Origin of the sequence: Thermoleophilum album (genome assembly GCF_028867705.1) — a bacterium.
Classification (GTDB): Bacteria; Actinomycetota; Thermoleophilia; order Solirubrobacterales; family Thermoleophilaceae; genus Thermoleophilum.
The window spans coordinates 795,159-820,608 of sequence record NZ_CP066171.1; the positions used below are offsets into that span (position 1 = coordinate 795,159).

Consider the following 25,450-nt stretch of genomic DNA (forward strand, 5'->3'; position numbering starts at 1 on the left):
CTCACGAAGCTAACTCAGCTTCCCGCTCGGCCGCAAGCGCCGCCGCGGTTTCTAGATCAGCGCGCGCCGCCTCGAGCACCGCGACCGGCTCCTCGATGCCCCCGAGCGGACTGAACCCGAACACGGGGTGGGGCACCTCGGGGCGCTCGCGCGCGACGTGCGCGATCCGCGAGCAGAGCCGCGACACGAACGCCTCGGCCCCCTCGCGTCCCTTGCAACCGACGAGGATCACGCCCATCAGCTCGTCGTCGAGACGTCCGGTGTGGTCGGTCTTGCGGGCCACCGCTTGCAGCGCCTCGGCTACGTCCTTGAGCATCAGCGTGGCCATCGCTTCGCCGTAGCGCTCTTCGATCTCGCTGCGGTTGGGCAGCTTCAGCACCACCATGTGCGACTCGACAGCGCCGCGCTTGCAGAGGCGCCATTCACGCTCGAGCGCCTCGAGGAAGCTCTGGCGGTTGGGCAGACCGGTGACGTGGTCGGTGCGGTCGCGGTCGCGCAGCTGCTCGCGTAAACGCCTGAGGTCGGCGCGCAGCTGCACCCCCTCCCACTCGGCGGCGAGGAGCCTGGCGCACACCGCCACGAGCGCCCAGTCCTCCTCGCGGTAGGCGTTCTCGTCGGTCGACAGTGCCCACAGCGCTCCGAGCGCGTCGCCGTTGCTGGCAAGGAGGGGGACGGCGAGCCAGCTGCGGATCGCCAGCGCGTCGAGCAGCTCGACATCGGGGTTCGGTGCCTCGCGCGGCATCGGCAGCACGGTGCCGCGGGCGAGCGCCTCGCTGGTGGCGCCGCGGACGTCGAGGACCCGATAGACGCGCTCGTCCTCGTCGAAGCGACCTAGCGCGACGACCCCCGCGGGCAGGGACTCCTCGAGCAGGTCCAGCGCCTGGCCGGCGGCTTCCGAGAAGCTCTGGTATGTGCGCTCGGCAAGGCGCGCGAGGACCGTCACCGCGGCGGCGCTCATGCGATTCCTATCGGCAGCCCGTGAGCGTCCTTGAGCTGCCGCTCCTGCGCCGCGAGGTGCCGCGACGCAGGCGCTGCGACCGGTCGCGTCTCTACACTCGCGCCGACCATGGACCTCCGCCGGCTCGCAGAGGGGGTCGCCCGGGAGTTCCGCGGGGCCGGTGCCGAGACGGTCACGGTTTCCGCGCTCGCCTACGACTCCCGTCGCGTACGACCGGGAACGCTGTTCTTTTGCGTTCCGGGCATGACGACCGACGGCCATCGCTACGCAGGCGAGGCCGTCGCGAGGGGTGCGGTGGCGCTGGTTTGCGAGCGGCCCCTCGAACTGCCGGTGCCGCAGGTCGTCGTCGCCGACGCGCGCGCCGCGATGGCGGCGATCGCGGTCCGCTTCTACGGCGATCCCACCGCACGCCTGCGCGTCGTCGGGATCACCGGCACCAACGGCAAGACGACGACGGCTTTCCTGGTGCGCCACCTGCTCGAGAGCATGGGCGTGCGCTGCGGGCTGCTCGGCACTGTCGCGCAGATCGTCGGCGGCGAGGAGCGTCCGCCGGGGCGCACCACACCCGAGTCGCTCGATCTCCAAGCGACGTTCGCGGAGATGGTCGCCGCTGGCGACCGCGCCTGTGCGATCGAGGTGTCGTCGCACGCGCTCGAGCTCGGGCGGGTAGCGGGCACGCGTTTCGCCTGTCGCGTGTTCACGAACCTCTCCCAAGACCATCTCGACTTCCACGGCACGATGGAGCTCTACTTCGAGGCCAAGCGGCGGCTCTTCAGCGAGTTCGCGGGGGCGGCGGTTATCGGCGTCGATTGCGAGTGGGGGAGGCGCCTGGCGCGCGAGTTCCCGCACGCCGACACCTTCGCCGTGGAGCGCGATGCGACGCTGCGCGCGCGCGACGTCGAGTTCGACATCGACGGCGCCCGCTTCACGCTCGAAGCGCCCGAGGGGAGTTGGCGCTGCCGTCTGCCGCTGCCGGGCCGTTTCAACGTCGAGAACGCGCTCGCGGCATTGGGAGCGGTACGCGCTCTCGGTGGCAACCTCGCCCAGGCGGCCGCCGCCCTCGCCACCTTCGACCGCGTCCCCGGCCGCTTCGAGCGCATCGATGCGGGGCAGCCGTTCGCGGTCCTCGTCGACTACGCGCACACACCGGACTCGCTCGCGCGCGTGTTGGCGGCGGCGCGTCCGCTCTGCCGCGGACGCCTGTGGTGCGTCTTCGGCTGCGGGGGCGATCGCGACCGCGGCAAGCGGCCGCAGATGGGGCGCATCGCCGCCGAGCTCGCCGACCGTGTGATCGTGACATCCGACAACCCGCGCAGCGAGGACCCGGAGGCGATCATCGACGAGATCGTCGCCGGTGTGAGCGGCCAAGCGCGGGCACGCCTGGAGCGCGAGAGCGATCGCCGCCGCGCGATCGAGCGTGCGATCGCCGCGGCCGAACCCGGCGATCTGGTGCTGATCGCGGGCAAGGGACACGAACAGGGACAGGAGTTCGCCGACGGGCGCGTCGAGCCGTTCGACGACCGCGAGGTCGCGCGCGAGGCGCTCGCGGCGCGGGCGGGGGCTGCCGCGTGAGCGCCGATCGTCTCGACTCCGCGGCCGCCGTCGCGCGCGCCGCCGGCGCCGCCATGCACCACGGGCCCGGCGACCGGCCGGCTCCCGAGGGGGCAACCTGCGACTCGCGGCAGGCGGCGCCGGGACTGCTCTTCGTCGGCTTGCCGGGCCGGCGCACCGACGGCGGCGAGTTCGCGCCGGCCGCGCTCGCGGCCGGCGCGTGGGGGGTGATGGTCGAAGCGCGGCACGCCCGCGCGGCGGTGGCGGCTGCGGCGCCGGACCAGGTGGTGTTGGCGGCGGCCGACCCGTTGCGCGCGCTACAGCGCCTGGCCCACGCCCGCGTCGGCGCGCTCGCTGCCGCCGGGGCGCGGGTGGTCGCGATCACTGGTTCCACCGGCAAGACGTCGACCAAAGACATCCTCGCTGCGCTGCTCAGCGCGAGCGGCGTGCGCGTCTACGCGAGCCCGCAGAACCTCAACACCGAGATCGGGTTGCCGCTAGCCGTTCTCGGCGCTCCCGCTAGCGTCGAGGTGCTGGTGCTTGAGATGGCGATGCGCGGCGAGGGGCAGATCGCCGAGCTGGCGGCGATCGCTCGCCCCGACGTGGGGGTGATCACCAACGTCGGCCCGGTCCACCTCGAGCTGCTCGGTACCGTCGAGCGCATCGCCCGCGCCAAGGCGGAGCTGCTCGGGGCGCTCGCTCCCGGCAGCGGTGCTGTCGTGCCGGCCGACGAGCCGCTTTTGCGCCCCTACCTGCGGTCCGATCTGCGCACCGTCACGGTCGGGCCGGGCGGCGATGTGTCGGTGGCCACGAGCGGCGACGGCTACCTCGAGCTGCAGCTGCCCTGGGGACGGCTTAGCCTCGCCGTCGCCTACGACGAGCCGCACAACCTCGCCAACACCGCGTGCGCCGTTGCTTGTGCGCTGGCGCTCGGGATCCTCCCGCGCGGCCGCGTCGAGCCGCGCTTCTCGCGTCTGCGCGGCGAGACGATCGAGCGCGACGGGGTGCGCTTCATCCTCGACTGCTACAACGCCAACCCGATCTCGATGCGAGCAGCACTCGACAACCTCGCCCGCCAGCAGGCGCAGCGGCGCATCGCTGTGCTCGGAACGATGGCCGAGCTCGGCGAGCGCACGGCCGAGCTCCACCGCGAGGTCGGGCGCGCGGCCGCGGAGCGCGGCGTCGACGTGCTGGTCTGCGTTGGCAAGGAGGCGCGCGAGTACGCGCAGGGCTTCGCCGGCGAAGCGCACCTCTGCTCCGCGCCCGAGGAGGCGCGTGCCCTGCTTGCGCGCTTGACGCGGCCGGGCGACGTCGTGCTGCTCAAGGCATCGCGAGCGGTCGGGCTCGAACGCGCGGTAGGACTGTAGGTCGTGGGCGAGCTACTGATCGGGGGCCTCGCCTCCCTGCTCATCTGCATGTTCCTGGGGCCGCGCGTGATCGCCTTCCTGCGCGAGCGCGAGTTCGGCCAGCACATCCGCGAGGAGGGGCCGGAGGGGCACAAAACCAAGGCCGGAACCCCGACGATGGGTGGTCTTTTGATCTTCGTCTCGGTGTGCGTGCCGTTCCTGATCCTGAGCGAGTACCGCGCCGCCAGCTTGGCGGTGCTCGCCACAGCCCTCGCTAGTGCCGCCGTGGGCTTCGCCGACGATGTCACCAAGCTGCGCCACCGCCGCTCGCTGGGCTTGTCGGGGCGCGTGAAGATCGCCTGCCAAGCGGCGATCGCGATCGGCCTGTGGCTTGCCGCGACGCAGTACGTCGGGCTCGAGGACACGTTGCGCCTGCGCTTTGTCGACGCCTCGATCGACCTCGGCGTCGCCTATCCGCTGCTGATCTTCCTCGTGCTCGGCGGGGCCACGAACGGCGTGAACCTCACCGATGGTCTCGACGGCTTGGCAGCCGGCTGCTCGGCGGTGGTGCTGCTCGCCTACACCGCGATGGCCTACATCACCACCGGCCAGCAGGACCTGGCGCTGCTCGGCGCCTGTCTCGTCGGGGCGTGCGTCGGGTTTCTGTGGTTCAACTCCTTCCCGGCGTCGGTGTTCATGGGCGACACCGGCTCGCTCGGCCTCGGTGGGGCGATCGCGGCGCTGGCGGTGATGACCAAGACCGAGCTGCTGCTCCTCGTCATCGGCGGGATCTTCGTGATCGAAGCGCTGTCGGTGGCGATCCAGGTCTTCGCTTTCCGCCGCTTCCGGCGCCGCGTTTTTCTGATGGCGCCGATCCACCACCACTTCGAGCTGCTCGGGTGGTCGGAAACCAAGATCATCCTGCGCTTCTGGATCGTCGCCGCGATCTGCTCGGCGATCGGTTTCACGATCTACCAAGCTTCGGTGCGGTGAGAGCCGACCGGCGAGCGAGCGCTGCGCGCTGCCAGGGCAGACCAGCAAGGGAGGGGCGCCGGGCGTGACCGCGGACGCTAGCGACGCCGCTAGGCGCGGCGGCGGGCGACCGCCGCTGCCGCCGGGGCCCTACCTCGTCGTCGGGCTCGGCCGCTCGGGCCGCGCCGCGGCGCTGCTTCTTGCGCGCCACGGCCGCGTCCTCGCCTGCGACACCGGACCGGTCGCAGCCGACCTAGCCGCCGAGCTCGGACGCGCGGGCGTCGAGGTGCACGCCGAAACGAGCGGCGTCGAGCTGCTCGAAGCGGTCAGGACGGTGGTGAAAAGCCCCGGAGTGCCGCGCGACAGCGAGGTGGTGAGCGCGGCCCTGGCGCACGGACTCACCGTCACGGGCGAGCTCGAGATCGCCTGGCGGTCGCTACCCAACGTCGTCTGGGCTGTGACCGGCACGAACGGCAAGACCACCACGGTCGAGCTTGTCGCCGCGATCCTTCGCGCCGCCGGCGAACCGGCAGTGGCGGCCGGCAACGTCGGCACGCCGCTGGCGGCGTTGGTCGGCCAGGTGGACGCCGCCGCGCCGCTCGTCGTCGAAGCGTCGAGCTTCCAGATCGAGGACGCCCTCGCCTTCGCTCCCGAGCGCGCCGTGCTCGTCAACCTCGGTGTCGACCACATCGATCGCCACGGCTCGGTCGACGCTTACCATCGCGCCAAGCTGCGGCTGTTCGCTAACCAGACCGCCGACGCGCTCGCCGTTGCACCGGTGGGGATCGCGGTGCCGGGCGACGCCCGGCGCGTCGCGTTCGGGCCTGCGGGCAGCGGCGCCGAGCTCGAGTTCTCCGACGCGGGGCTCTTCTACAAGGGCGATCTCGTCGTCGAACGCGCGGCGATCGCGCTGCGCGGCCGGCACAACCTCGAGAACGCCGCCGCGGCAACGGTCGCCGCGCTGGCGGCGGGCGTACCGCTTGAGGCCGTGCGCGCGGCACTAGCCGAGTTCCGCGGCGTGCCCCACCGGCTGGAGGAGGTGGGGCGCGTCGGCGGCGTGCTGTACGTAAACGACTCGAAAGCGACGAACGTCGCCTCGACGGAACGGGCGCTCGAGTCTTTCGCCGGCGGCATCCACCTGATCGCCGGTGGCCGTCCCAAAGGTGGCGGTTTCCGCTCGCTGCGCACGCTGGTCGGCGAGCGCTGCCGCTGCGTGTACGCCATCGGCGAGGCGGCGGAGGAGATCGCCCGTGATCTCGATGGCGCGGTGGCGGTAGAGGTTTGCGGGACGCTCGAGCGCGCCGTCGCTCTCGCCAGCGAGCGCGCCGTTGCGGACGAGGTGGTGTTGCTGTCACCGGCCTGCGCCAGCTTCGACCAGTTCCGCGACTTCGAAGAGCGCGGCGAGCGGTTCCGCGCGCTCGTCGCGGCGCTAGGTTCCCGCTAGTTGCGAAGGCGCGGGGCAGCGCGCCCCGCGCCGCTGAAAGAGGCGCGCCGCGAGCGTCGAACTCCACGACGTGGGCACTCGCGGGCGACGGGACGAACGACGACAGCCGGCCGTTGGGCGCCGGCGGACGGCGCCGCGCGGGGCTGCGGCTCGCGCTGTCGCCCCGCTCGAGCGGTCGCTGCTTCACACCGTCACGCTCTGCCTCGTAGCCGCGGGAGCGGTGATGGTGTACTCGGCAAGCTCAGCCGAGTTCGCGATAAGCGCCGGCGACCCGGCGTTTTTCCTCAAGCGCTACGTGGGGTTCGGTGTCGTGGGGCTGCTCGTACTGTTCGTGGCGTCGCGCTGCGGGCTCGTTGTGGCGCGGCGCACGGCGCCGCTCGCGCTGCTCGCTGCACTCGCGCTGTGTGTCGCCGTGCTCGTCCCCGGGATCGGCGTGTCCGTGAACGGCGCGCGGCGCTGGATCGGGGCCGGGTTTCTCCAATTCCAGCCGTCGGAGTTCCTGAAGCTGGCGCTGGTCCTCTACGGCGCCCACCTGCTCGCGCGCGCACGGCCGCACGAGCGCACGCTCGGCGGTGCCGCGCTGCCGTTTTTGATCGCCGTCGCCGTCGCCGGGGCGCTGGTGATGGCGCAACCCGACATGGGCACGACGCTCGTGATCTGTGCGGCTGCGGGCAGCCTGCTGTTCGCGGCCGGTGTGCCGCTCCGGCAGCTGGTCGGTGCGCTGCTCGTGCTCGCCCTCGCGGCCACGGTGCTCGCGCTCGCCGAGCCCTACCGGCGTGCGCGCCTGACAGCGTTCCTAGACCCCTCCCACGACCCGACCGGCGCCGGATTCCAGACGATCCAGGCGCTGATCGCGATCGGGTCGGGCGGTCCTTTCGGCGTCGGGCTCGGCGAGTCGGTGCAGAAGGTCTTCTATCTGCCCGAGGCCCACACCGACATGATCCTCGCGGTGATCGGCGAAGAGATCGGGCTGGTCGGCATCGTCGGGCTGCTCGCGCTCTATCTGGCGCTCGTCTACTGCGGGCTGCAGGTAGCGCGCCGCTCGCGCGACGAGTTCACGAAGCTCGCCTGCGCCGGTATCACGGCCCTCATCGCGAGCCAGACAGCGTTGAACTTCGCCGCGGTGCTGGGGCTCGCGCCGCTCACCGGCGTGCCGTTGCCGCTCGTCTCCTACGGCAGCAGTAGCCTGCTGACGATGCTCTGCGGGATCGGGATCGTGCTCGACGCAGCTGGCCGGCCGGCGGCAGCGCAGCGACGGCCGCGGCTGCGTGTAATCGAGGGGGCGGCCGCGCGCAGCGGCTCGGTGCGCCCGTCGCGCGGCGAGCGCGCGGCGGGGCGGTCGGGTGGCGGGCGCTCGGTCGGGCGACGCGCGGGTCGTTGAGCGCACGGCCGGCAGGAGCGCGACTGACGCGCCCGCGAGCGGCCGGCGCGCGGCCGCAGGGACCGCGACCGGCGAACGCGCGGCCGCTCGTCGCGATCGCTGCCGGGGGCACGGCCGGCCACGTCGTCCCGGCGCTCGCGATCGCCGGTGCCCTGCGTGAGCGTGGCGCCACGGTCGTTTTCTTCGGTGGCGACCGCGCCGAGGCGGAGCTCGTGCCAGACGCCGGGTACGAGCTCGTCCGGCTCGCCGTGCGCGGCCTCGACCGGCGCAACCCGCTGCGCGCCGCGAGCGCGGTGTGGCTCGCGGCGCGCGCGACCGTTCGTGCCCGCCGCGAGCTCGCTCGGCTCGGCGCCCAGGCGGTGGTCTGTTGCGGGGGGTATGTCGGCGTGCCCGTCGGTCTGGCGGCGCGCACTCTGCGCGTGCCGCTGTTCGTGACCGAGGCCGACAGCCATCTCGGTGTCGCCAACCGTCTGCTGGCGCGGTTCGCCGAGCGCGCTTTCCTCGCGTTCCCGATCGCTGGTGCCAGCGGCCGCCGCTTCCAGGTCGTCGGCCGGCCGCTGCCGCCGGAGCTCGTGCGCGGCGACCGCGACGAGCTGCGCCGGACGGCTCGCGCCCGCTTCGGGATTCCGCCGCAAGCGGTGTGCGTGCTCGTGTTCGGCGGATCGCTGGGGGCGCGCTCGATCAACCACGCTACGGTCGCCGCTTTCGCGGAGCGACCACTGCCCGACGGTGTGCACGTGCTTCACGTCGCGGGGCGGCGCGACTATCGCGAGATCGCGGAGCGGCTTGCTCGTGCCGGCAATCCCTCCGCCTACCACCTGGTCGATTTCGTCAAGCCGTTTGCGCCGGCGCTCGCCTGCGCCGACCTCGTCGTGGCCCGCTCGGGCGGTTCGGTGCTCGAGGTGGCGGCGCTCGGGTTGCCGATGATTCTCGTGCCGTATCCCCACGCCGCGCAGGACCATCAGCGGGCGAACGCGCGCTTCGTTGCTGAGCACGGGGCAGCGATCGTGATCGACGACGCCGAGCTCGACGGCGACCGTTTGCGCGACACGGTGCTCGACCTGGTCGCCAACAGCGAGCGGCGGGAAGCGATGGCGAACGCTGCCAGGGCCCTGGCGCGCCCGGACGCAGCGCAGCGAATCGCCGTGACCGTGCTCGCCGCGTGCGGCTTGCGGGCGAGCGGGTGAGGGCGCACGGCCCCGAGGCCGGGCGGACGGAGGCTGCCCGCCCCTCGCTCGACGGTGCGCGCGGGTAAGGTCAGCAGCCGGTGACGAGCACGCAGCGGGCGCAGCGAGAGGCGCGGAAGGCCGCTCCCGGCGAGTGGCGGGGGCGGCGCTTGCACTTTGTCGGCGTCGGCGGGGCAGGGATGAGCGGCCTGGCGCTGGTGGCGGCGGGACTCGGCGCGACGGTGAGCGGCTCCGACCGCGAGGAGTCGCCGTATCTGGCGCTCGTCCGTCGCCACGGTGCGCGCGTCCACGTCGGCCACAGCGCCGACCAGGTGCCGCCCGACGCCGAGGTGGTCGTGTCGACGGCGATCGCCGCCGACAACCCCGAGGTCCAGGTGGCGCGCGAGCGCGGTCAGCGTGTGCTGCACCGCGCCGATCTGCTCGCCGAGCTCACGCGCCTGCGGCGCACGATCGCGGTGTCGGGCACGCACGGCAAAACGACGACCACGGCGATGATCGTCCACGTTCTCGATCGCGCCGGCTGCGACCCGTCGTTCGTCGTCGGCGCGAAGCTGCGCGGGTTCGACACCAACGCCCGCCTCGGCGGCGGCGCCTGGCTGGTGGTCGAGGCCGACGAGTCCGACCGCTCGTTCCTCAAGCTCGACCGCGAAATCGCGGTGATCACCAACATCGAGCTCGACCATCACTCGACCTACCGCGATCTGGCTGAGCTCGAGGCGGCATTCGCCGAGTTCGCCCGACCAGCGCAGGTGCTCGTGCTGGGACCAGGCGTGCCGGTCGCAGGGGGCCCGGGGCAGCGCGTGGTCAGGGTCGCGGAGTTGGGCGAGTGGCGGAGCACGGCGAGCGACGAGCGGCCCGGTGCGAGCAGCGAGCGTGCCGGCGGTCAAACCGAGAACGCCGTCGCTAACGCCGAGCGCGCGGCCGGGCACGCTGATCGCACCGACGCAAGCGACGCCTTTTCCATACCGCTACCACCGCTGCCCGTACCCGGGCGCCACAACGTCCTGAACGCCCTGGCGGCGGTGGCGGCGGCCGAGGCGGCCGGTGTCGAGCGCGAACAAGCGGCTCGGGCGCTCGCCGATTTCGCCGGCACCGGACGTCGCCTCGAGTTCATCGGCCACTCACCGGACGGCGCGCGCGTATACGACGACTACGCACACCACCCGACCGAGGTAGCGGCGACGCTCGCGGCGGCGCGCGAGCTTATGGCTGCCGGCGTACCCCCCGGGCACGGCGCCTGCGCCCCCGGCGGTGTCTCCGCCCGCGGCGGCGTCCGCGCCGAGCAACGTGCCCGCCCGCGCCTCGTCGCCTGCTTCCAGCCGCACCTTTTCTCGCGCACGAAGGCGCTCGCGCGCGAGTTCGGCCGGGCGCTCGCCGCCGCCGACATTGTCGTCGTCACCGACGTCTTCCCCGCCCGTGAGCGGCCCGAGGATTGGCCGGGCGTGTCCGGCCTCGACGTCGCACGAGCTGCGGCAGATCGCGCTGCGGGCAAGAGGGTTGTGTGGGCGCCGCGTCTGCGCGACGCCACCGAGTGCCTCCGGGCGCTCGTGGCGAAGGGCGACGCGGTAGTCGTGATGGGTGCCGGCAACGTCGACCGCGTCGCGCGCGCGCTGGCGAGAGGTGCCCCGCTCGTCGAGCGACCGCCGGCAGCGGTCGAGCGCGACAAACCGCTGGCGCGCCTGACGACGGTGCGCACCGGTGGCAACGCCCGCTTCTTCGCGCGCGCGGCGACGCTCGCCACGCTTCACGAGCTACTCGCCTGGGCGGCGTGCGAGGGCCTGGCGGTGGAGGCGATCGGATCGGGATCGAACCTGCTCGTCGCCGACGAGGGTGTCGACGGGCTGGTGATCAAACTCGAAGGCGAGCTCGCGGCGGTCGCGATCGACGGCGAGGAGGTGCTCTGCGGCGGCGGCGCGCGCTTGCCGCAGATCGCCGCCCGGACGGCGCGGGCCGGGCTGTCGGGACTCGAGTTCGCGGTGAACATCCCCGGTACGGTCGGCGGTGCGGTGCGGATGAACGCCAACGCCTACGGCGGCGAGCTCGCCAGCGTCCTCGTGTGGGTCGAGGTCGCAACGCCCGCGGGCGTACGGCGCCTCGCTCCCGACCAGCTCGGTTTCGCCTACCGCCGCTCGGCGTTGCGACCGGGCGAGGTGGTCGCCCGCGCTCTCTTCCGCCTGCGCCGTGACGATCCCGCGGCAGTGCGCGCCCGCCTCGAGGCGATGCGCACGGCTAGGCGCGAAGCGCAGCCGTCGGGGATAAAGACCTTCGGATCGACGTTCACCAACCCCGACCCGGCCGACCCCCGTGTCGCTGGGCGCACCGCGGGGATGCTTCTCGACGCCGCAGGTTGCCGCGGCTTGCGTGTGGGCGGGGCGCGCTTCAGCGAAAAGCACGCGAACTTCGTCGAGAACCTCGGGTACGCGACCACGGCCGACATCGTGCGGTTGATGGCAGAGGGACGGCGTCGCGTTTTCGAACGTTTCGGCGTGGTGCTCGAACCGGAAGTGCGCTTCCTGGGCGCAGTCGACACCTCGCCGCTCGCGGCGGCGGTAGGCGCCGTAGGGGGCAGCGAGCCCACCGGCGAGCAGGGCGAGTAGCGCAAAAGCCCTTCTCGGCGGTGCGACCGCCGGGCGAGGGCGCTGGCCGGGCAGGGAGGCGGGCGGCCAGCGCGAACGCTCACTGTGATGCCACGTCTCGCGCGCGCCCGTCGCCAGCCAGCCACAGCTAGCGCTGTGCGCCGTCGGGGCGGTTCGTCCCGGAAGCGCGTGCGTCCAGGTGGCGACCAGCGCTCTGCCTCGGTGACAGGGGTCGCCCGCGGGCTGCGCCAGCTCGCCGTGTTCGGCTTGGCCGCCGCGGCGGTTGCGCTTGCGCTGTGGGTGGGCCGTGATCTTCCCTTCTGGCGCGTCGAGCGTGTAACGATCGTCGGTCTCGACGCGCGCGAAGCTGCCACCGCCCGCCGCGCCCTCGCGAGCGCTGCGCGGCGGATGACGGTCTTCCACGTCGACCACTCGGAGCTGCGGGCGGCGCTCGCTTCCTACCCGGCTGCTGCCGACGTGACGGTCGACCGGCGGCTACCCGACGAGCTCGTTTTGCGCGTCCGCCTGCGCCGACCGGTCGCAGTGCTCGAAGGAGTGCGCGGACGTGTCGCCGTCGCCAGCGACGGAACCCAGCTCGGCGACCTGCCGACCCCTTCGTCGCTGCCGACAATCGCGGTCGGCGATGGCCCCGACCCCGACGTCCGGCTGGCTGCGCCCGTGCGCGCCAAGGTGGCGGTTGCGGCCAGCGCCCCTGCGCCGCTCCGGACTGCGCTCGCGCGCATCTCGCTCGACCGCGACCGGGGTCTCGTGGCTGCGCTTCGCTCGGGCCCGCTCCTGATCTTCGGTCGCGCGAATGATCTAAACCTCAAGTGGAGGTCTATTTCCACAGTGCTCGCACGCGACCCCGAAGCGTCCCGTGCCACGTACATCGACGTGCGCCTTCCTCGCCGACCTGTCGCTGGTGGCCTAGGGAATCCGGCGAGTGCGGCGCGCCCGTCGAGCGGCAGCACGATCGCAAACCCTCAACTGACACCGCAGTCTTTCTAAGCCCATAAAGCTCATGTTTAGATAGAAGGTGCAAAGAACCTTGCAGCTTCGTTTGACAGTTGTGCCGATGACTCCCTACAGTGCGTGGATCGAAGGGCGCAGCGCCAGGCGTGGCGCGCGCTCGCCGAAGCGGCCGCAGCTCGGAGATCCGCGCGCAAGTCGAACCTTGGGGCCGAGCGCGGCGAAACGAGACGGGAAAGGGAACGGCAACCGGTAGAGATGGAAAGCGGCATCGGCAGCGGTGCAGGCACCGGCAGCTACCTCGCTGTGATCAAGGTCGTCGGTGTCGGTGGGGGCGGTACCAACGCCGTGAACCGGATGGTCGACGCGGGCTTGCGTGGCGTCGAGTTCATCGCCGCCAACACCGACGCCCAGGCGCTGCAGATGTGCGACGCCGACGTCAAGCTGCAGATCGGCGCGCAGCTGACGCGCGGGCTGGGAGCCGGCGCCAATCCGGAGGTGGGGCTGGCGGCGGCGAACGAGAGCCGCGACGAGATCAAGGAAGCGCTGAAGGGCGCGGACATGGTGTTCGTAACCGCGGGGATGGGCGGCGGCACGGGCACCGGCGCCGCGCCGGTGATCGCCGAGGTCGCCAAGCAAGAGGTTGGGGCGCTGACCGTCGGCGTGGTCACGAAACCGTTCGAGTTCGAGGGCGCGCAGCGGATGCGCCAGGCCGAGCAAGGCATCGAGCGCCTGCGCGAGGAAGTCGACACGCTGATCGTGATCCCGAACGAGAAGCTCCTGGCGGTCGTCGAGCGGCGCACGAGCATCCTCGAGGCGTTCCGCGAGGCCGACAACGTCTTGCGCCAGGGCGTTCAGGGCATCACCGACCTCATCACCACGCCCGGCTTGATCAACCTCGACTTCGCCGACGTGCGCACGATCATGCAGGACGCCGGATCGGCGCTGATGGGCATCGGCGAAGCTTCCGGCGAAAACCGCGCCGCCGAAGCGGCCAAGCTGGCGATCTCGAGCCCCTTGCTGGAACAGTCGGTGGAGGGGGCGAAGGGGATCCTCCTCAACATCACAGGTCCACAGGACCTAGGCCTGTTCGAGGTCAACGAGGCCGCGGAGATCATCCAGCAAGCCGCCGACCGCGAGTCGAACATCATCTTCGGTGCGGTCGTCGACGAGGAGGCCGGCGACGCCGTGCGCGTCACGGTGATCGCCACCGGTTTCGACGCGCAGCGCGGTGGGCCGCTGTTCAGCGAGGACTCTACGGGCCGGCGGCGCGAGCCGCGCCGGCGCGACGTGCGTCTGGACGAGCGCGAGCGCTCGCGTCTCGAGATCTCCGACGACGAGATCGACATCCCCTCGTTCCTCAAGGACTGAACGGTCCTACGTGTCCGCGCCGCCGGCGCGGCTGGTGGGTCGCGGGCGTTCCACTTGTCGCGCGGGCAGGCGCCGTTCGCTCGCCCGAGCCCGTTAGCCTGGCTGGGCCGTGCCGGCCAACGAGAGCACCCTACGCACCACTCCCTTGCGCGACCGCCACGTGGCTGCGGGCGCCAAGCTCGTGCCCTTCGCCGGCTGGGAGATGCCGCTCCAGTACAGCGGGATCGGCAGCGAGCACCTCGCCGTTCGCCAGCGTGCGGGTGTCTTCGACGTCTCGCACATGGGCCAGCTCGAGGTGGTCGGTGCTCGCGCCGAAGCGCTCGTCGAGCGGCTTGTCACCGCGCGGATCACGGGGCTCGAGGTGGGAGCGGCCCGTTACGGCGTGGTCTGCCGCGAGGACGGCGGCTGCCTCGACGACGTCATCGCCTACCGTCTCGCGACCGATCGCTTCTTGGTCGTAACGAACGCCGCCAACCACGAGCGCGACCGCGCCTGGTTCGAACGGCACGCCGGCGAGTTCGGCTGCGCGATCGGCGACCGCCGCGACGACTTCGCCATGCTGGCGGTGCAAGGCCCCGCAGCGCGCGCCCTCGTTGCCTCCCTGGTCGAGGCGGAGGGAGCCAGCGCCGACCCGTCGCCAGCCGCCGCCGACCCGGGGTCAGCCGCTGCCGAGCCGCCGTCGCCACCTAGTACCGACCCGGTGTCCCTTCTGCCGCCGCGCATGCGTTGCCGCACGCTGCGCGTCGCGGGCGTCACAGCGCTCGCCTGCGGCACCGGGTACACCGGCGAGGACGGGCTCGAGCTCTTGGTCGCCCCCGGCGCGGCGGCGGCGCTCTGGGATGCCCTCGTGGCGGCCGGGGCGCAACCCTGCGGCCTGGGAGCGCGCGACACGCTCAGGATCGAGGCCTGTCTACCGCTGTACGGGAACGAGCTCCGCGAGGAGCGCACGCCGCTCGAGGCCGGGCTCGATTTCTGTGTCGCGTTCGGTAGCGGCTTCATCGGCGAGGAAGCGCTGCGCGAGCGTGGTGCTCCTAGCGAGCTGTTGGTGCCGCTCGTAGCCGATCGGCGCACGATCCCCCGTGCTGGCTGCGTCGTGCGCTGTGCTGACAGTGGCGAGGCCGTCGGCGAGGTGACGAGCGGCACCTTTTCGCCACTTTTGCGGCGCGGCATCGCGCTTGCCTACGTCCCGCGCACCTGCGCCGTGCCTGGCACGACTGTGGACGTCGAGATCCGCGGGCGTGTGCACACCGCCACGGTGGCGCGCAAGCCGCTCCACCGCACGGCCGGGCCCGTAGCGAGCAGCGACGACGACGGCCGTGCGGGTTAGCGTTCACACTGCGCTCGTCTCTACGAGCGCCACCGGTGTGGCCGTGCCGCGCCGGCCGACCGTACGCGAAAAGGAGGAGCCTGCTTTGGCCGAAGAGCACTACCCCGACGACCTGCGCTACCACCCCGAGCACGACTGGGCTCGCATCGAAGGCGACACCGCCACCTTCGGGATCACCTGGTACGCACAGGACTCGCTCGGCGAGGTCGTGTTCTTCGACGCGCCGGAGGTCGGAACCCAGGTGCGCAAAGACGAGCCCTACGCCGAAGTCGAGTCGGTGAAGGCCGTCTCCGACGTCTTCGCGCCGTTGTCGGGCGAGGTGATCGCCGTCAACGAGGAGCTCGAGGAGCACCCCGAGCTGATCAACGAGGACCCCTACGGCCGGGGGTGGCTCGTGCGGGTGCGACTCGCTGACCCGAGCGAGGCCGACGAGCTGATGGACGCCGCCGCCTACCGCGATCTGCTGCAATCGCAGGAGTGACGTCGGTTCGCTACACGTCGCTCGCCGCCGAGGAGCGCCAACGGATGTTGGCTCGTCTCGGCGTGTCGTCGATCGAGGAGCTCGTCGCCGGCGAGATCCCCGAGGGTGTCAGGCTGCGACGGCCGCTCGACATCGCCCCTGGTCTCTCCGAGCAAGAGGTGTACGACGAGCTGCGCTGTCTGGCGGAGCGCAACGGCGATGCCGACACCTGGACGGTGTTCGCCGGCGCGGGCATGTACGACCACTACGTGCCGGCGGTGGTCGACGAGATCGTCCGCCGCTCGGAGTTCCTCACCCCGTACACCCCCTACCAGCCCGAGGTCTCGCAGGGGACGCTGCAGGCGATGTTCGAGTTCCAGACCGCGATCTGCGAGCTGACCGGGTTGGAGGTTGCGAACGCCGCCGTCTACGACGGGGCGAGCGCGGTCGCCGCCGCGGCCTACCTCGCAAAGCTCGACAACCGGCGCTCGCGGGTGGTCGTGTCGCGCGGCGTGCACCCGCACGCACGCGCGGCGCTCGCCACGCACGCGCACGGATTCCGCATGACCGTTGAAGAGGTGCCGCTCGCCGCCGACGGGACGACCGACCGCGCGGCGTTGGCTGCCGCGGTCGATGACGACACCGCCTGCGTCGTCGTCCAACAGCCGAACTTCCTCGGCTCGGTCGAGGATCTGGCGGCGCTCGCCGAGCCAGGGCGCGAGCGCAAGGCCGCGATCGTCTGCGTCGCCGACCCGCTGACGCTCGGGGTGCTCGAGGCCCCCGGCCGCCTCGGCGCCGACATCTGCGTCGGCGAGGGCCAGGCGCTCGGCAACCATCTGCAGTTCGGCGGCCCGAGTTTCGGTTTCTTCGCCGCTCGCGAGCGCTACCTGCGGCGCATGCCTGGACGGATCGCTGGCCGCACTCGCGATGTCGACGGTCGCCCGGGCTACGTGCTGACGCTGCAAACGCGCGAACAGCACATTCGGCGCGAGCGCGCGACGCACAACATCTGCACCGCCCAGCAGCTGAACGCCCTCGCTGGGCTTGTCTACCTATCGTGGCTCGGTCGGCGTGGCATCGTCGAGCTCGGCGAGCTGCTCGTGCGGCGCACCCACTACGCGCGCGAGCGGCTCGGGCTCGAAGCGATCAACCCTGGCCCGGTGGTGCGCGAGTTCGCCGTCCGCGTGCCCGACCTCGACGGCCTTTTCGAACGCGCGCTAGCCGAGCGCATCATCCCCGGCGTGCGCCTCGGCCGTTTCTACCCCGAGTATCCCGACGGCCTGCTGGTGGCGATCACCGAGCGGCGGTCGCGCAGCGACATCGAGCGCCTCGCGCACATCGTCGCCGAGGTACGCGAGCTCGCGCCGGCGGCAGCTCCCGCCCGCGAGGAGGCGCCGGCGTGACCGAGGTTCGCGACACTGCGCGCGACCCCCAGCCGTTCGGCGAGGAGCTGACAATCTTCGAGCGCTCGCGACCGGGGCGGCGCGCCGGCACGCTGCCCGACGACGACGTTCCCGCGCCGCCCGTCGCCGAGCTCCTGCCCGAGCGCTTCCGCCGCAGCGAGGCGCCGCGCCTGCCCGAGGTTTCCGAGCCCGAGCTCGTGCGCCACTTCGTCGGCCTTTCGCGGCGCAACTTCCACCTCGACCGCGGCTTCTATCCGCTCGGCTCCTGCACGATGAAGTACAACCCGAAACTGCACGAGCGCCTCGCCGCCCTGCCCGGCTTCGCGCGCCTACACCCGCTCGCGCCAGACGAGCTCGCACAGGGAGCGCTCGAGTTGATGTGGCGGCTCGAGCGGGCGCTCGCCGAGATCGCGGGCCTGCCCCACGTAACTCTCCACCCTGGTGCCGGCTCGCAAGGAGAGCTGTGCGGCCTCTTGGTGACGCGCGCCTACCACGAGGAGCGCGGGGAGGAGCGGACCAAGGTGTTGATCCCCGACACCGCCCATGGCACCAACCCGGCGACGGTGACGATGGCCGGTTACGAACCGGTGGCGGTGGGCACGGCCGCCGACGGCGGCGTCGACGTCGACGACCTGCGCGCCAAGGTCGACGAGCGCACGGCGTGCTTGATGCTCACCAACCCCAACACGCTCGGGCTGTTCGACCGCAACATCGCCGAGATCGCGCGCATCGTGCGCGGGGTCGGCGCCACGCTCTACTACGACGGCGCCAACCTCAACGCGGTGATGGGCCTCTCGCGCCCGGGCGACATGGGCTTCGACATCGTCCACTTCAACCTTCACAAAACCTTCACCCAGCCGCACGGCGGCGGCGGGCCGGGGGCGGGACCGGTGGCGGTCGCCGAGCACCTCGAACCGTTCTTGCCAGTGCCGGTCGTTGTGCGCGAGCGTCGCGACGATCGCTTCTTCTATCGCCTCGACCACGACCGGCCGCGCTCGATCGGGCGCCTGCGTGGCTTCCAGGGCAACTTCTCGACCTTCGTGCGCGCCTACGCCTACATCCGCGCGCTCGGCGGCGAGGGGCTGCGCGAGGTCTCGGAAACCGCCGTGCTCAACGCCAACTACCTGCGCGCCCGCCTCGCCGCGGGCCGCGCCGGGCGCTACCTCGAGCCCGCGTTCGACCGCACCTGCATGCACGAGTTCGTGCTCTCGGCGCGGCGCGCGCGCGACGAGCTGGGGGTGCGGGCGCTCGACATCGCCAAGCGCCTGCTCGACTGGGACGTGCACCCGCCGACCGTGTACTTCCCGCTGCTGGTCGACGAGGCGCTGATGATCGAACCGACCGAAACCGAGCCGGTCGAGCGCCTCGACCACTTCGCCGAAGCGATCGAGGCGATCCTCGAGGAGGCCGAGCGCGACCCCGAGATCGCCCGCAACGCCCCTTACGACACCCCGGTGCGCCGCCTCGACGAGGCCTCTGCCGCGCGCCGGCCGGTGGTGCGGCTCGACCTGGACAGCGTCGCGTCCGTCGGTTAGTAAGCTCCGAGGACGCTGTTCTTTCAACGAGGGAGGAGTCGAATGATCGAGGGCTTGACGCAGAACGACTTCCCGCTCACGCTCGACCACGCGCTGCGGCGGATGGCGCGCGTATACCCAGACTCCCAGGTCGCGACGTTCGACGGCAGCGGCGTCGCCCGCCAGAGCTTCGGCGACACCGTCGAGCGCGCCGAACGGCTGGCAGCGGCGCTGACGCGGCTCGGGATCGGCGCGGGCGATCGGGTCGCGACCTTCGCCTGGAACAACGCGCGCCACTTCGAGCTGTACATGGCGGTGCCGTGCATGGGCGCCGTCCTGCACACGCTCAACATCCGCTTGTTTCCCGACCAGCTCGTCTACATCGTCAACCACGCACGCGACCGCGTGATCTTCGTCGACGCGTCGCTCGTGCCGGCGTTGGCACGTGTCGCCGAGCGCTTCGAGACCGTCGAGCGCTATGTGGTGCTCGGCGATCGTGCTGCGGCTGCGACCGCCGAGGGCGAGCTGCCCGGCGAGGTGCTTGGCTACGAGGAGCTCCTCGCCGCCGAGTCGCCTGGCTACGCGTGGCCCAAACTCGACGAGCGCGCTGCGTGCGGGCTCTGCTACACGAGCGGCACGACTGGCAACCCGAAGGGCGTTCTCTATTCGCACCGCTCGACCGTGCTGCACGCCCTCGGCAGCGCCGTCGGCGAGGCGATGGGCTACTCGAGCGACGACCGCGTGCTGCCCGTCGTGCCGATGTTCCACGTAAACGCCTGGGGCATCCCCTACACGTGCGCGCTCGTGGGCGCCGACCTCGTCTTTCCCGACCGGCACCTGCAGGCCGAGCCCCTCGCGCGGCTCATCGAGGGCGAGCGCGTCACCGTAACCGCCGGCGTTCCGACGATCTGGATGGACCTCTTGCGCTATGCCGACGAGCGCCACCCCGACCTCTCGAGCTTGCGCATGGTCATTTGCGGCGGGGCGGCGGTGCCGCTCGCGCTGATGCAAGCGTTCGAAGAGCGGCACGGCGTGCGCGTCATCCAGGCATGGGGGATGACCGAGATGAGCCCGCTCGGCTCGGTGGCGCGCCCGCCCGCGGGCCTCCCGGCAGACGAGCACTGGCGTCTGCGTGCCACCCAAGGACGGATCGTGCCGCTCGTCGAGGCGCGGATCGTCGACGACGACGGCAACGAGCTGCCCTGGGACGGCCGGTCGGTCGGCGAGCTCGAGGTGCGCGGCCCGTGGATCGCGCGCGACTACTACGAAGACCCGACGGGGCGCGACAAGTTCCACGACGGTTGGTTGCGCACCGGCGACATCGCAGCGATCGACGAGCGCGGCTTCATCCGTATCACCGACCGCGCCAAGGACGTGATCAAATCAGGCGGCGAGTGGATCTCGTCGGTCGAGCTCGAGAACCAGCTGATGGCCCACCCGGCGGTGCGCGAAGCAGCGGTTATCGCGCGGCCCGACGAGCGCTGGAGCGAGCGGCCGCTGGCGTGCGTGGTGCTCGAGCCCGGTCGCAGCGCCGAGCCGGCGGAGCTGCACGAGTTCCTCGCCGAGCGGGTGGCGAAGTGGTGGCTGCCCGACGCGTTCGCCTTCGTCGCCGAGATCCCGAAGACCAGCGTCGGCAAGTTCGACAAGAAGGTGCTGCGGGCCATGCTCGAACGCGGCGAGCTGGCGGTGCAGGAGGCGGTAGCGGCGAGCGAAGTGCGCCGCGGTTGAGGTCGCGCGCACGGCCCGGCGCGTCCCCGGCGCGGCGTAGCGCCCGCCGCCGCCAGCGGCGGGCGTAGACTGCCGGCCGATGCGCATCTTCAGCGGCATCCAGCCGACCGGGCGCAAGCACCTCGGCAACTACATCGGGGCGATACGCCAGTACGTCGACGGTCAGGAGCGCGGCGACCCGGCGATCTACTGCATCGTCGACCTGCATGCGATCACCGTTCCGCACGACCCGCAGGCGCTGCGGCGCTCGGTGTACGACACGCTCGCCTTGCTGCTCGCTGCCGGTCTCGATCCCGACCGCTGCGTCCTTTTCCGCCAGTCGGACATGCCCGAACACACCGAGCTGTGCTGGCTTTTGTCGGCGGTCACCGCCTACGGCGACCTCACGCGCATGCACCAGTTCAAGGAGAAGTCGCAGCGCCAGCGCGAGCTCGTGTCCGCCGGGCTGTTCTTCTATCCAGTGCTGCAGGCGGCCGACATCCTCCTCTACCGCACCGACGAGGTGCCGGTGGGCGAGGACCAGCGCCAACACCTGGAGCTGGCCCGCGACGTCGCCGAGCGGTTCAACGCCCGGTTCGGCGAGATCCTCACGGTCCCCCGCCACCGCATCCCCGAGGTGGGGGCGAAGATCATGGATCTTCAGGACCCCACGAGCAAAATGTCGACCACCACCGAGTCGACGGCCGGTGTGATCTTCATCGACGAGGAGCCCGACGAGATCCGGCGCAAGGTTCGCGCCGCTGTCACCGACCCGGGGCGGGAAATCGTTCGTAGCTCCGACAAGCCAGGGATCAGCAACCTGATCGAGATCATGGCCGTCGTTCGCGGTGTGAACCCTGCCGACGTCGAGCGCGAGTTCGCCGGTCGCGGCTACGCCGAGTTCAAGCAGGCCGTAGCCGAGGCGGTGGTCGAGTTCCTGCGACCGGTGCGCGAGCGCTACCGCGAGCTGCGACCCGACGAGGAGGCGCTCGAGCGCACGCTCGCCGACGGTGCCGAACGAGCGCGCGAGCTCGCCCGGCCGGTGCTCGCCGACGTTCGCCGCGCAATGGGCTTCGGTCCCGCGGTCCGCCAGCCCGTTTAGGCTCGTCTCGATGCACCTCGCCGCCCTCGACCTCGAGCTCGACGCGTTCGAGGGCCCGTTCGACCTTCTGCTAGCGCTCGTGCTCAGCGAAGAGGTCGACCTGCGCGACGTCGAGCTCGCCGCCGTCGTCGTCGCATATGTCGACCATCTCGAGCGCCAGCGACGCCTCGATCTCGAGGCGATCACCGAGTTTCTTGTCCTGATCGCCGCGCTGCTCGAGATCAAGTCGCGCTTGTTGCTGCCCCAGGACGAGAGCGACGACGCGGACGAGCTCGGCCCGCAGGAGGCGGCCGAGGAGCTTCTGGCGCGGATGGTCGAGTACGCGCGCTTCCGCAAGGCAGGTGCGTGGCTGCGCGAACGGCTCGCCGCCGAGTCCGCCTACCGCTTCCGGCAAGTGCCGTTGCCGGCATCTCTGCGCCAGGTGGCGCTCGAAACGGCCCGCCCGGTGTACGACCCGGAGCGGCTGGCGCGCGCGATCGGCGACCTCTTGCGCACGCCGCCGCCGATCGACACCAGCCACGTGCGCCGACCTGTGGTGCCGCTGAGCGACCGCGTCCGCCACCTGCGCGCGCTGCTCAGCGCGCGCGCCACTTTCTCTTTCGACGACGCTGTTCGCGGCGCCGACCGGCTCACCGAAGCGGTGACGTTGCTGGCGCTGCTCGAGCTCTACAAGGCCGGCGAGCTCGATTGGGAGCAGAGCGAACCGTTCGGGCCGATCACGGTGCGCCGCGCAGGGCAGCGGCAGCCGCCCGGATCGAGCGCCGTGGCGCCAATTGCGACGAGCGCTGTCGGCGAGGCGAAGGCGTGACGGTGCCGGGCGACCGCGCTGCGAACCAGCGCCTGTCGGAGCTCGCACGCCGCGCCGAGGCGCTGCTCTTTCTCGCCAGCGAGCCGCTGCGCCTGGAGGCGTTGGCGGAGGCGCTCGAAGCCGACGAAGAGCAGGTGGCGGCGGCCCTCGGCGAGCTGGAACGGGCGCTCGCCGACGGCGGCCACGGTCTCGTCGTGCGGCGCTTGGCCGGGGGGTTCGCGCTCGCAACCCACCCCGACGCGGAGGCCGCGGCGCGACGGTTGTTCGCGCGGCCGCGCACGCCGCCGCTGACGCAGGCCCAGGCCGAGTGCCTGGCGATCGTCGCCTACTTGCAGCCGGTGTCGCGCCCCGAGGTGGCGCGCATCCGCGGTGTCGCTTCGGAGTCGGCGCTCGCCACGCTCGTCGAGCGCGGGTTGATCGAGGAGGCCGGGCGGTCGCGCTTCGGCGCCGTTATGTACCGCACGACGCCGCTGTTCGAGCGTCTGTTCGGGCTCGAGGCGATCGACCAGTTGCCCGATCCGCGCCGCTTCGATCCCTCGCCCGAGGAGGTCGGGGAGCTGCGCGAGCGGCTTCTGCGCGCCGGCGAACAGCGCGCCAGCGACTAGCCGCCCGCCACGGCGGCGAGCGGCTGGCGAGCTGCGAGCTGGCCGCAGGCCGCGGCGATCTCGCGACCGCGCGTCAACCGCACCGTCGCACGCACGCTGCGCTCCTCGAGCGCGCCGCGGAAGGCGTCGATCGCTCGCCGGCTCGAGCCACGGTAGGGGGCGTCGGTGGGGTTGTAGGGGATGAGGTTGACGCAGAACGCCTCGCGCGGGCGCAAGAGAGCGGCTAGCTCGAGCGCCTGCTCGTAGCGGTCGTTGACGCCAGCGAGCATCAGGTACTCGACGAACACCTGGCGCCGGCGGTGCCGCCACCACTCGCGGCAGGCGTCGAGCACGGCAGCGATCGGGTAGCGCTCGTTGATCGGCATCAGCTCGCTGCGCAGGGCGTCGTTCGGGGCGTGCAGCGAGAGCGCCAAGCGCACCGGTGGGCCCTCGCGGGCGAGCCGTTCGATCCCCGGCAGCCAACCGACGGTCGAGATCGCGGTGCGACGGTGGGCGATGCCGATGTCGGGCAACCGCTCGCAGGCCGCGAGCACCGCGTCGAGGTTCATCAACGGTTCGCCCATGCCCATGAAGACGGCGTGTGTCGGTCGCTCGTCGCGCCGGAAGTGCAGCGCTTGGTCGAGGATCTCGGATGCCGTCAGGTTGCGGCCGAAACGCATGCGCCCGGTTTGGCAGAAGGTGCACGTAAGTGGGCACCCCGACTGGCTCGACAAACACAGCGAGCGGCGCCCGTCGCGGTAGCGCATCAACACCGCCTCGAGCGGCTTGCCGTCGGCGGTGCGGAAAAGCACCTTTTCGGTGCCGTCACGGGCGCGGGCGCTTGCGACCACAGCGAGGGTCGAGATCGGCACACGCGCCGCCAGCTCGCGGCGCAGCGCGAGCGGCAGGTCGGTCATCTCCTCCCAGCTCGCGGCGCCGCGCGCAAGCCAACGCCACACTTGGCGCACCCGGTAGGCGGGCTCGCCGAGCTCCTCGATCGTCCGCTCGAGCAACGTCAGATCCACGGCTGCGAGTGTGGCACTCTCGCGGCCGTGCGACTCGCCAAGTACCTCGCCCGCTGTGGTGTCGCCTCCCGGCGCGCGAGCGAGCAGCTCGTGCGCGCCGGGCGTGTCCAGGTCGCTGGCCAAACGGTCACGGATCCCGCGCGCCACGTCGAGCAGGGTGTCGAGGTTACGGTCGACGGTCGGGCGGTGCGCCCCGAACCGCTCGAGGTGTGGGTGCTGAACAAGCCGCGCGGGGTCGTTTCGACCGCCCGCGACCCGCAGGGGCGGCCGACCGTCGTCGATCTTGTGCCTTCGCCGCGGCGCCTGTACCCGGTCGGCCGTCTCGACGCCGACTCGACCGGCCTGCTCGTCCTCACCAACGATGGGAGGCTCGCCGAGCGCCTGATGCACCCCCGTTACGGCGTCGAGCGCGTGTACCGCGTGCGCGTCGTGCCGCCGCGCGTCGATCGCTCGCTCGCCGAGCGGCTGGAGCGGGGTGTGCGGCTCGACGACGGTCCGGCGCGGGCGTTGCGGGCGCGCGTCGTCGGTCGCGGCGAGCTCGAGATCGTGATGGGCGAGGGGCGCAAGCGCGAGGTGCGGCGCATGCTCGACGCGGTCGGTCGCCGCGTCGTCGAGCTCGAACGGATCCGCATAGGCCCCCTCGATCTCGCCGCCCTCGGGCTCGGGCGCGGCCGGGCACGGCGTCTCGGGGAGCGCGAAATCGCGCTCCTCAAGCGCGCCGCAGGGCTCGTGTAGCGCGGGGCGCGCTGCAGCGCGCGGTCGGGTCGCGGCGGGCTGTTGGCACGGACGGGGTGGACCCGAAGCGAAGAGGTCGTACGCTCTCTCACTGTGCGCGGCTCCGCCTCGCCACGGATAGGTCATGTCCACCTCAAGGTGTCCGATCTTGAGCGAGCGGTCGCCTTCTACCGCGACGTGCTGGGCTTCCGGGTGCGCCAGCGTTTCGGCTCCGAGGCTGCTTTCCTCGCCTCCGACGACTACCACCACCACATCGGCCTGAACACTTGGGAGAGCCGCGGTGGGAGCCCCCCGCCGGCGGGGAGCACGGGCCTCTACCACTTCGCGATCCTCTATCCGACACGCTCCGCCTTGGCCCGGGCGGTGGAGCGCGTGCTCGCGCTCGGCGTACCGCTGGTCGGTGCCGCCGACCACGGTGTCAGCGAGGCGGTGTATCTCGAGGATCCCGATCGCAACGGCATCGAGCTGTATTGGGACCGTCCACGCGAGCTCTGGCCGCGTGCTCGCGACGGTGACGGGGTGGCGATGTACACGCGTCCCCTCGATCTGGCGTCGCTGCTCGCGGAGGCGCACCCTCGCGGCCAGAGCGACAGCAGAGCCGAGCGGTAGGCCCGTGCATCGCGCGGGTCGTGCGCGGGCTGTCTGGAAGAATCGCGAGCGTGCGGCTAAGTGCGCTGCGCGGGGCGACCACCGCGACCGAGAACACGAGCGAAGCGATCCTCGACGCGACCGAGGAGCTGATGCGCGAGCTGCTCGCGCGCAACGATCTCGCCCCCGACGATCTCGTCAGCTGCATCTTCACGGTCACGCCCGACCTCGACGCCGAGTTCCCGGCGGTCGCCGCCCGCCGTCTGGGGCTCGACCGCGTTCCGCTTCTTTGTGCGCAAGAGATCGGCGTGCCCGGGTCGCTGCCGCGGACCGTGCGTGTTCTCGTGCACTGCTACTTGCGGCCGGGCACCGAGCCCCGGCACGTCTACCTGCGCGAGGCCGCGTCGTTGCGAAGCGATCTCAGCGCCGCCCAGTAGCGTGG

Annotated in this window: 22 protein-coding genes; 20 read left to right on the top strand and 2 right to left on the bottom strand. The window is 71.8% G+C overall.

The features are described from left to right. Window position 1 precedes the first annotated feature (1 nt). Window positions 2–958 carry a GGDEF domain-containing protein gene (locus JDY09_RS03715; protein WP_274717689.1) on the bottom strand — a complete coding sequence of 319 codons (957 nt, stop codon included), beginning with the start codon at window positions 956–958 and terminating at the stop codon, window positions 2–4. A 108-nt stretch (window positions 959–1,066) separates the two neighbouring features. Between JDY09_RS03715 and JDY09_RS03720 the strand changes: the two genes are divergently transcribed. The 17 genes from JDY09_RS03720 to scpB all read left to right on the top strand — a co-directional run bounded on the left by JDY09_RS03720 (window position 1,067) and on the right by scpB (window position 22,681). Further along, window positions 1,067–2,530, top strand: coding sequence for a UDP-N-acetylmuramoyl-L-alanyl-D-glutamate--2,6-diaminopimelate ligase (locus JDY09_RS03720; RefSeq protein WP_274717690.1), 1,464 nt, complete (start codon window positions 1,067–1,069; stop codon window positions 2,528–2,530). After that, on the top strand, window positions 2,527–3,876 hold the full coding sequence (locus JDY09_RS03725; protein WP_274717691.1) for a UDP-N-acetylmuramoyl-tripeptide--D-alanyl-D-alanine ligase: 1,350 nt from the start codon (window positions 2,527–2,529) through the stop codon (window positions 3,874–3,876). Before JDY09_RS03720 ends, JDY09_RS03725 begins: the two co-directional genes overlap by 4 nt. A gap of 3 nt (window positions 3,877–3,879) precedes the next feature. Beyond that, window positions 3,880–4,848, top strand: coding sequence for a phospho-N-acetylmuramoyl-pentapeptide-transferase (gene mraY / locus JDY09_RS03730; RefSeq protein ID WP_274717693.1), 969 nt, complete (start codon window positions 3,880–3,882; stop codon window positions 4,846–4,848). Window positions 4,849–4,912: 64 nt separating this feature from the next. Then, on the top strand, window positions 4,913–6,271 hold the full coding sequence (gene murD / locus JDY09_RS03735; protein WP_274717695.1) for a UDP-N-acetylmuramoyl-L-alanine--D-glutamate ligase: 1,359 nt from the start codon (window positions 4,913–4,915) through the stop codon (window positions 6,269–6,271). A gap of 70 nt (window positions 6,272–6,341) precedes the next feature. Further along, on the top strand, window positions 6,342–7,652 hold the full coding sequence (gene ftsW, locus JDY09_RS03740) for a putative lipid II flippase FtsW (protein ID WP_274717696.1): 1,311 nt from the start codon (window positions 6,342–6,344) through the stop codon (window positions 7,650–7,652). Next, entirely contained in the window at window positions 7,649–8,839 is a 1,191-nt protein-coding gene (murG, locus tag JDY09_RS03745) for an undecaprenyldiphospho-muramoylpentapeptide beta-N-acetylglucosaminyltransferase (RefSeq protein WP_274717697.1), read from the top strand. Before ftsW ends, murG begins: the two co-directional genes overlap by 4 nt. Window positions 8,840–8,919: 80 nt before the next feature. Continuing rightward, window positions 8,920–11,436, top strand: coding sequence for a UDP-N-acetylmuramate dehydrogenase (gene murB / locus JDY09_RS03750; RefSeq protein WP_274717699.1), 2,517 nt, complete (start codon window positions 8,920–8,922; stop codon window positions 11,434–11,436). 201 nt (window positions 11,437–11,637) lie between these two features. Then, on the top strand, window positions 11,638–12,423 hold the full coding sequence (locus JDY09_RS03755; protein WP_274717700.1) for a cell division protein FtsQ/DivIB: 786 nt from the start codon (window positions 11,638–11,640) through the stop codon (window positions 12,421–12,423). A 219-nt stretch (window positions 12,424–12,642) separates the two neighbouring features. Then, a complete protein-coding gene (gene ftsZ / locus JDY09_RS03760; RefSeq protein WP_274717701.1) occupies window positions 12,643–13,755 on the top strand; it encodes a cell division protein FtsZ in 1,113 nt (370 codons plus the stop codon). 109 nt (window positions 13,756–13,864) lie between these two features. Continuing rightward, window positions 13,865–15,082 (top strand): glycine cleavage system aminomethyltransferase GcvT, encoded by a 1,218-nt coding sequence (locus JDY09_RS03765; protein WP_274717702.1) that lies wholly within the window; start codon window positions 13,865–13,867, stop codon window positions 15,080–15,082. After that, complete coding sequence (gcvH, locus tag JDY09_RS03770; RefSeq protein ID WP_274717703.1) at window positions 15,072–15,563, top strand: glycine cleavage system protein GcvH; 492 nt, start codon at window positions 15,072–15,074, stop codon at window positions 15,561–15,563. The genes JDY09_RS03765 and gcvH overlap by 11 nt, the downstream gene beginning before the upstream one ends. After that, the gene (gene gcvPA, locus JDY09_RS03775) at window positions 15,560–16,945 is read left to right on the top strand and encodes an aminomethyl-transferring glycine dehydrogenase subunit GcvPA (RefSeq protein WP_274717704.1); all 1,386 of its coding nucleotides are present in this window, start codon (window positions 15,560–15,562) and stop codon (window positions 16,943–16,945) included. The genes gcvH and gcvPA overlap by 4 nt, the downstream gene beginning before the upstream one ends. Further along, window positions 16,942–18,480, top strand: coding sequence for an aminomethyl-transferring glycine dehydrogenase subunit GcvPB (gene gcvPB / locus JDY09_RS03780; RefSeq protein WP_274717705.1), 1,539 nt, complete (start codon window positions 16,942–16,944; stop codon window positions 18,478–18,480). The genes gcvPA and gcvPB overlap by 4 nt, the downstream gene beginning before the upstream one ends. A gap of 42 nt (window positions 18,481–18,522) precedes the next feature. Beyond that, a complete protein-coding gene (locus JDY09_RS03785) occupies window positions 18,523–20,187 on the top strand; it encodes a long-chain fatty acid--CoA ligase (protein ID WP_274717706.1) in 1,665 nt (554 codons plus the stop codon). A gap of 79 nt (window positions 20,188–20,266) precedes the next feature. Continuing rightward, on the top strand, window positions 20,267–21,268 hold the full coding sequence (gene trpS, locus JDY09_RS03790) for a tryptophan--tRNA ligase (RefSeq protein WP_274717707.1): 1,002 nt from the start codon (window positions 20,267–20,269) through the stop codon (window positions 21,266–21,268). 10 nt (window positions 21,269–21,278) lie between these two features. Continuing rightward, the gene (locus JDY09_RS03795) at window positions 21,279–22,076 is read left to right on the top strand and encodes a segregation and condensation protein A (protein ID WP_274717708.1); all 798 of its coding nucleotides are present in this window, start codon (window positions 21,279–21,281) and stop codon (window positions 22,074–22,076) included. Window positions 22,077–22,078: 2 nt separating this feature from the next. After that, entirely contained in the window at window positions 22,079–22,681 is a 603-nt protein-coding gene (gene scpB / locus JDY09_RS03800) for an SMC-Scp complex subunit ScpB (protein WP_274717709.1), read from the top strand. Here the strand turns inward: scpB and rlmN are convergent. Next, a complete protein-coding gene (gene rlmN / locus JDY09_RS03805) occupies window positions 22,678–23,685 on the bottom strand; it encodes a 23S rRNA (adenine(2503)-C(2))-methyltransferase RlmN (RefSeq protein WP_274717710.1) in 1,008 nt (335 codons plus the stop codon). The two genes, scpB and rlmN, sit on opposite strands and share 4 nt — an antisense overlap. A 27-nt stretch (window positions 23,686–23,712) precedes the next feature. Here rlmN and JDY09_RS03810 point away from each other — a divergent pair, with 27 nt between their 5' ends. The 3 genes from JDY09_RS03810 (at window position 23,713) to aroH (ending at window position 25,445) form a co-directional block, all read left to right on the top strand. Beyond that, entirely contained in the window at window positions 23,713–24,420 is a 708-nt protein-coding gene (locus JDY09_RS03810) for a pseudouridine synthase (RefSeq protein ID WP_274717711.1), read from the top strand. A 93-nt stretch (window positions 24,421–24,513) separates the two neighbouring features. Continuing rightward, entirely contained in the window at window positions 24,514–25,029 is a 516-nt protein-coding gene (locus JDY09_RS03815) for a VOC family protein (protein ID WP_274717712.1), read from the top strand. Between the two features lie 50 nt (window positions 25,030–25,079). Continuing rightward, complete coding sequence (gene aroH / locus JDY09_RS03820; protein WP_274717713.1) at window positions 25,080–25,445, top strand: chorismate mutase; 366 nt, start codon at window positions 25,080–25,082, stop codon at window positions 25,443–25,445. Window positions 25,446–25,450: the final 5 nt, after the last annotated feature.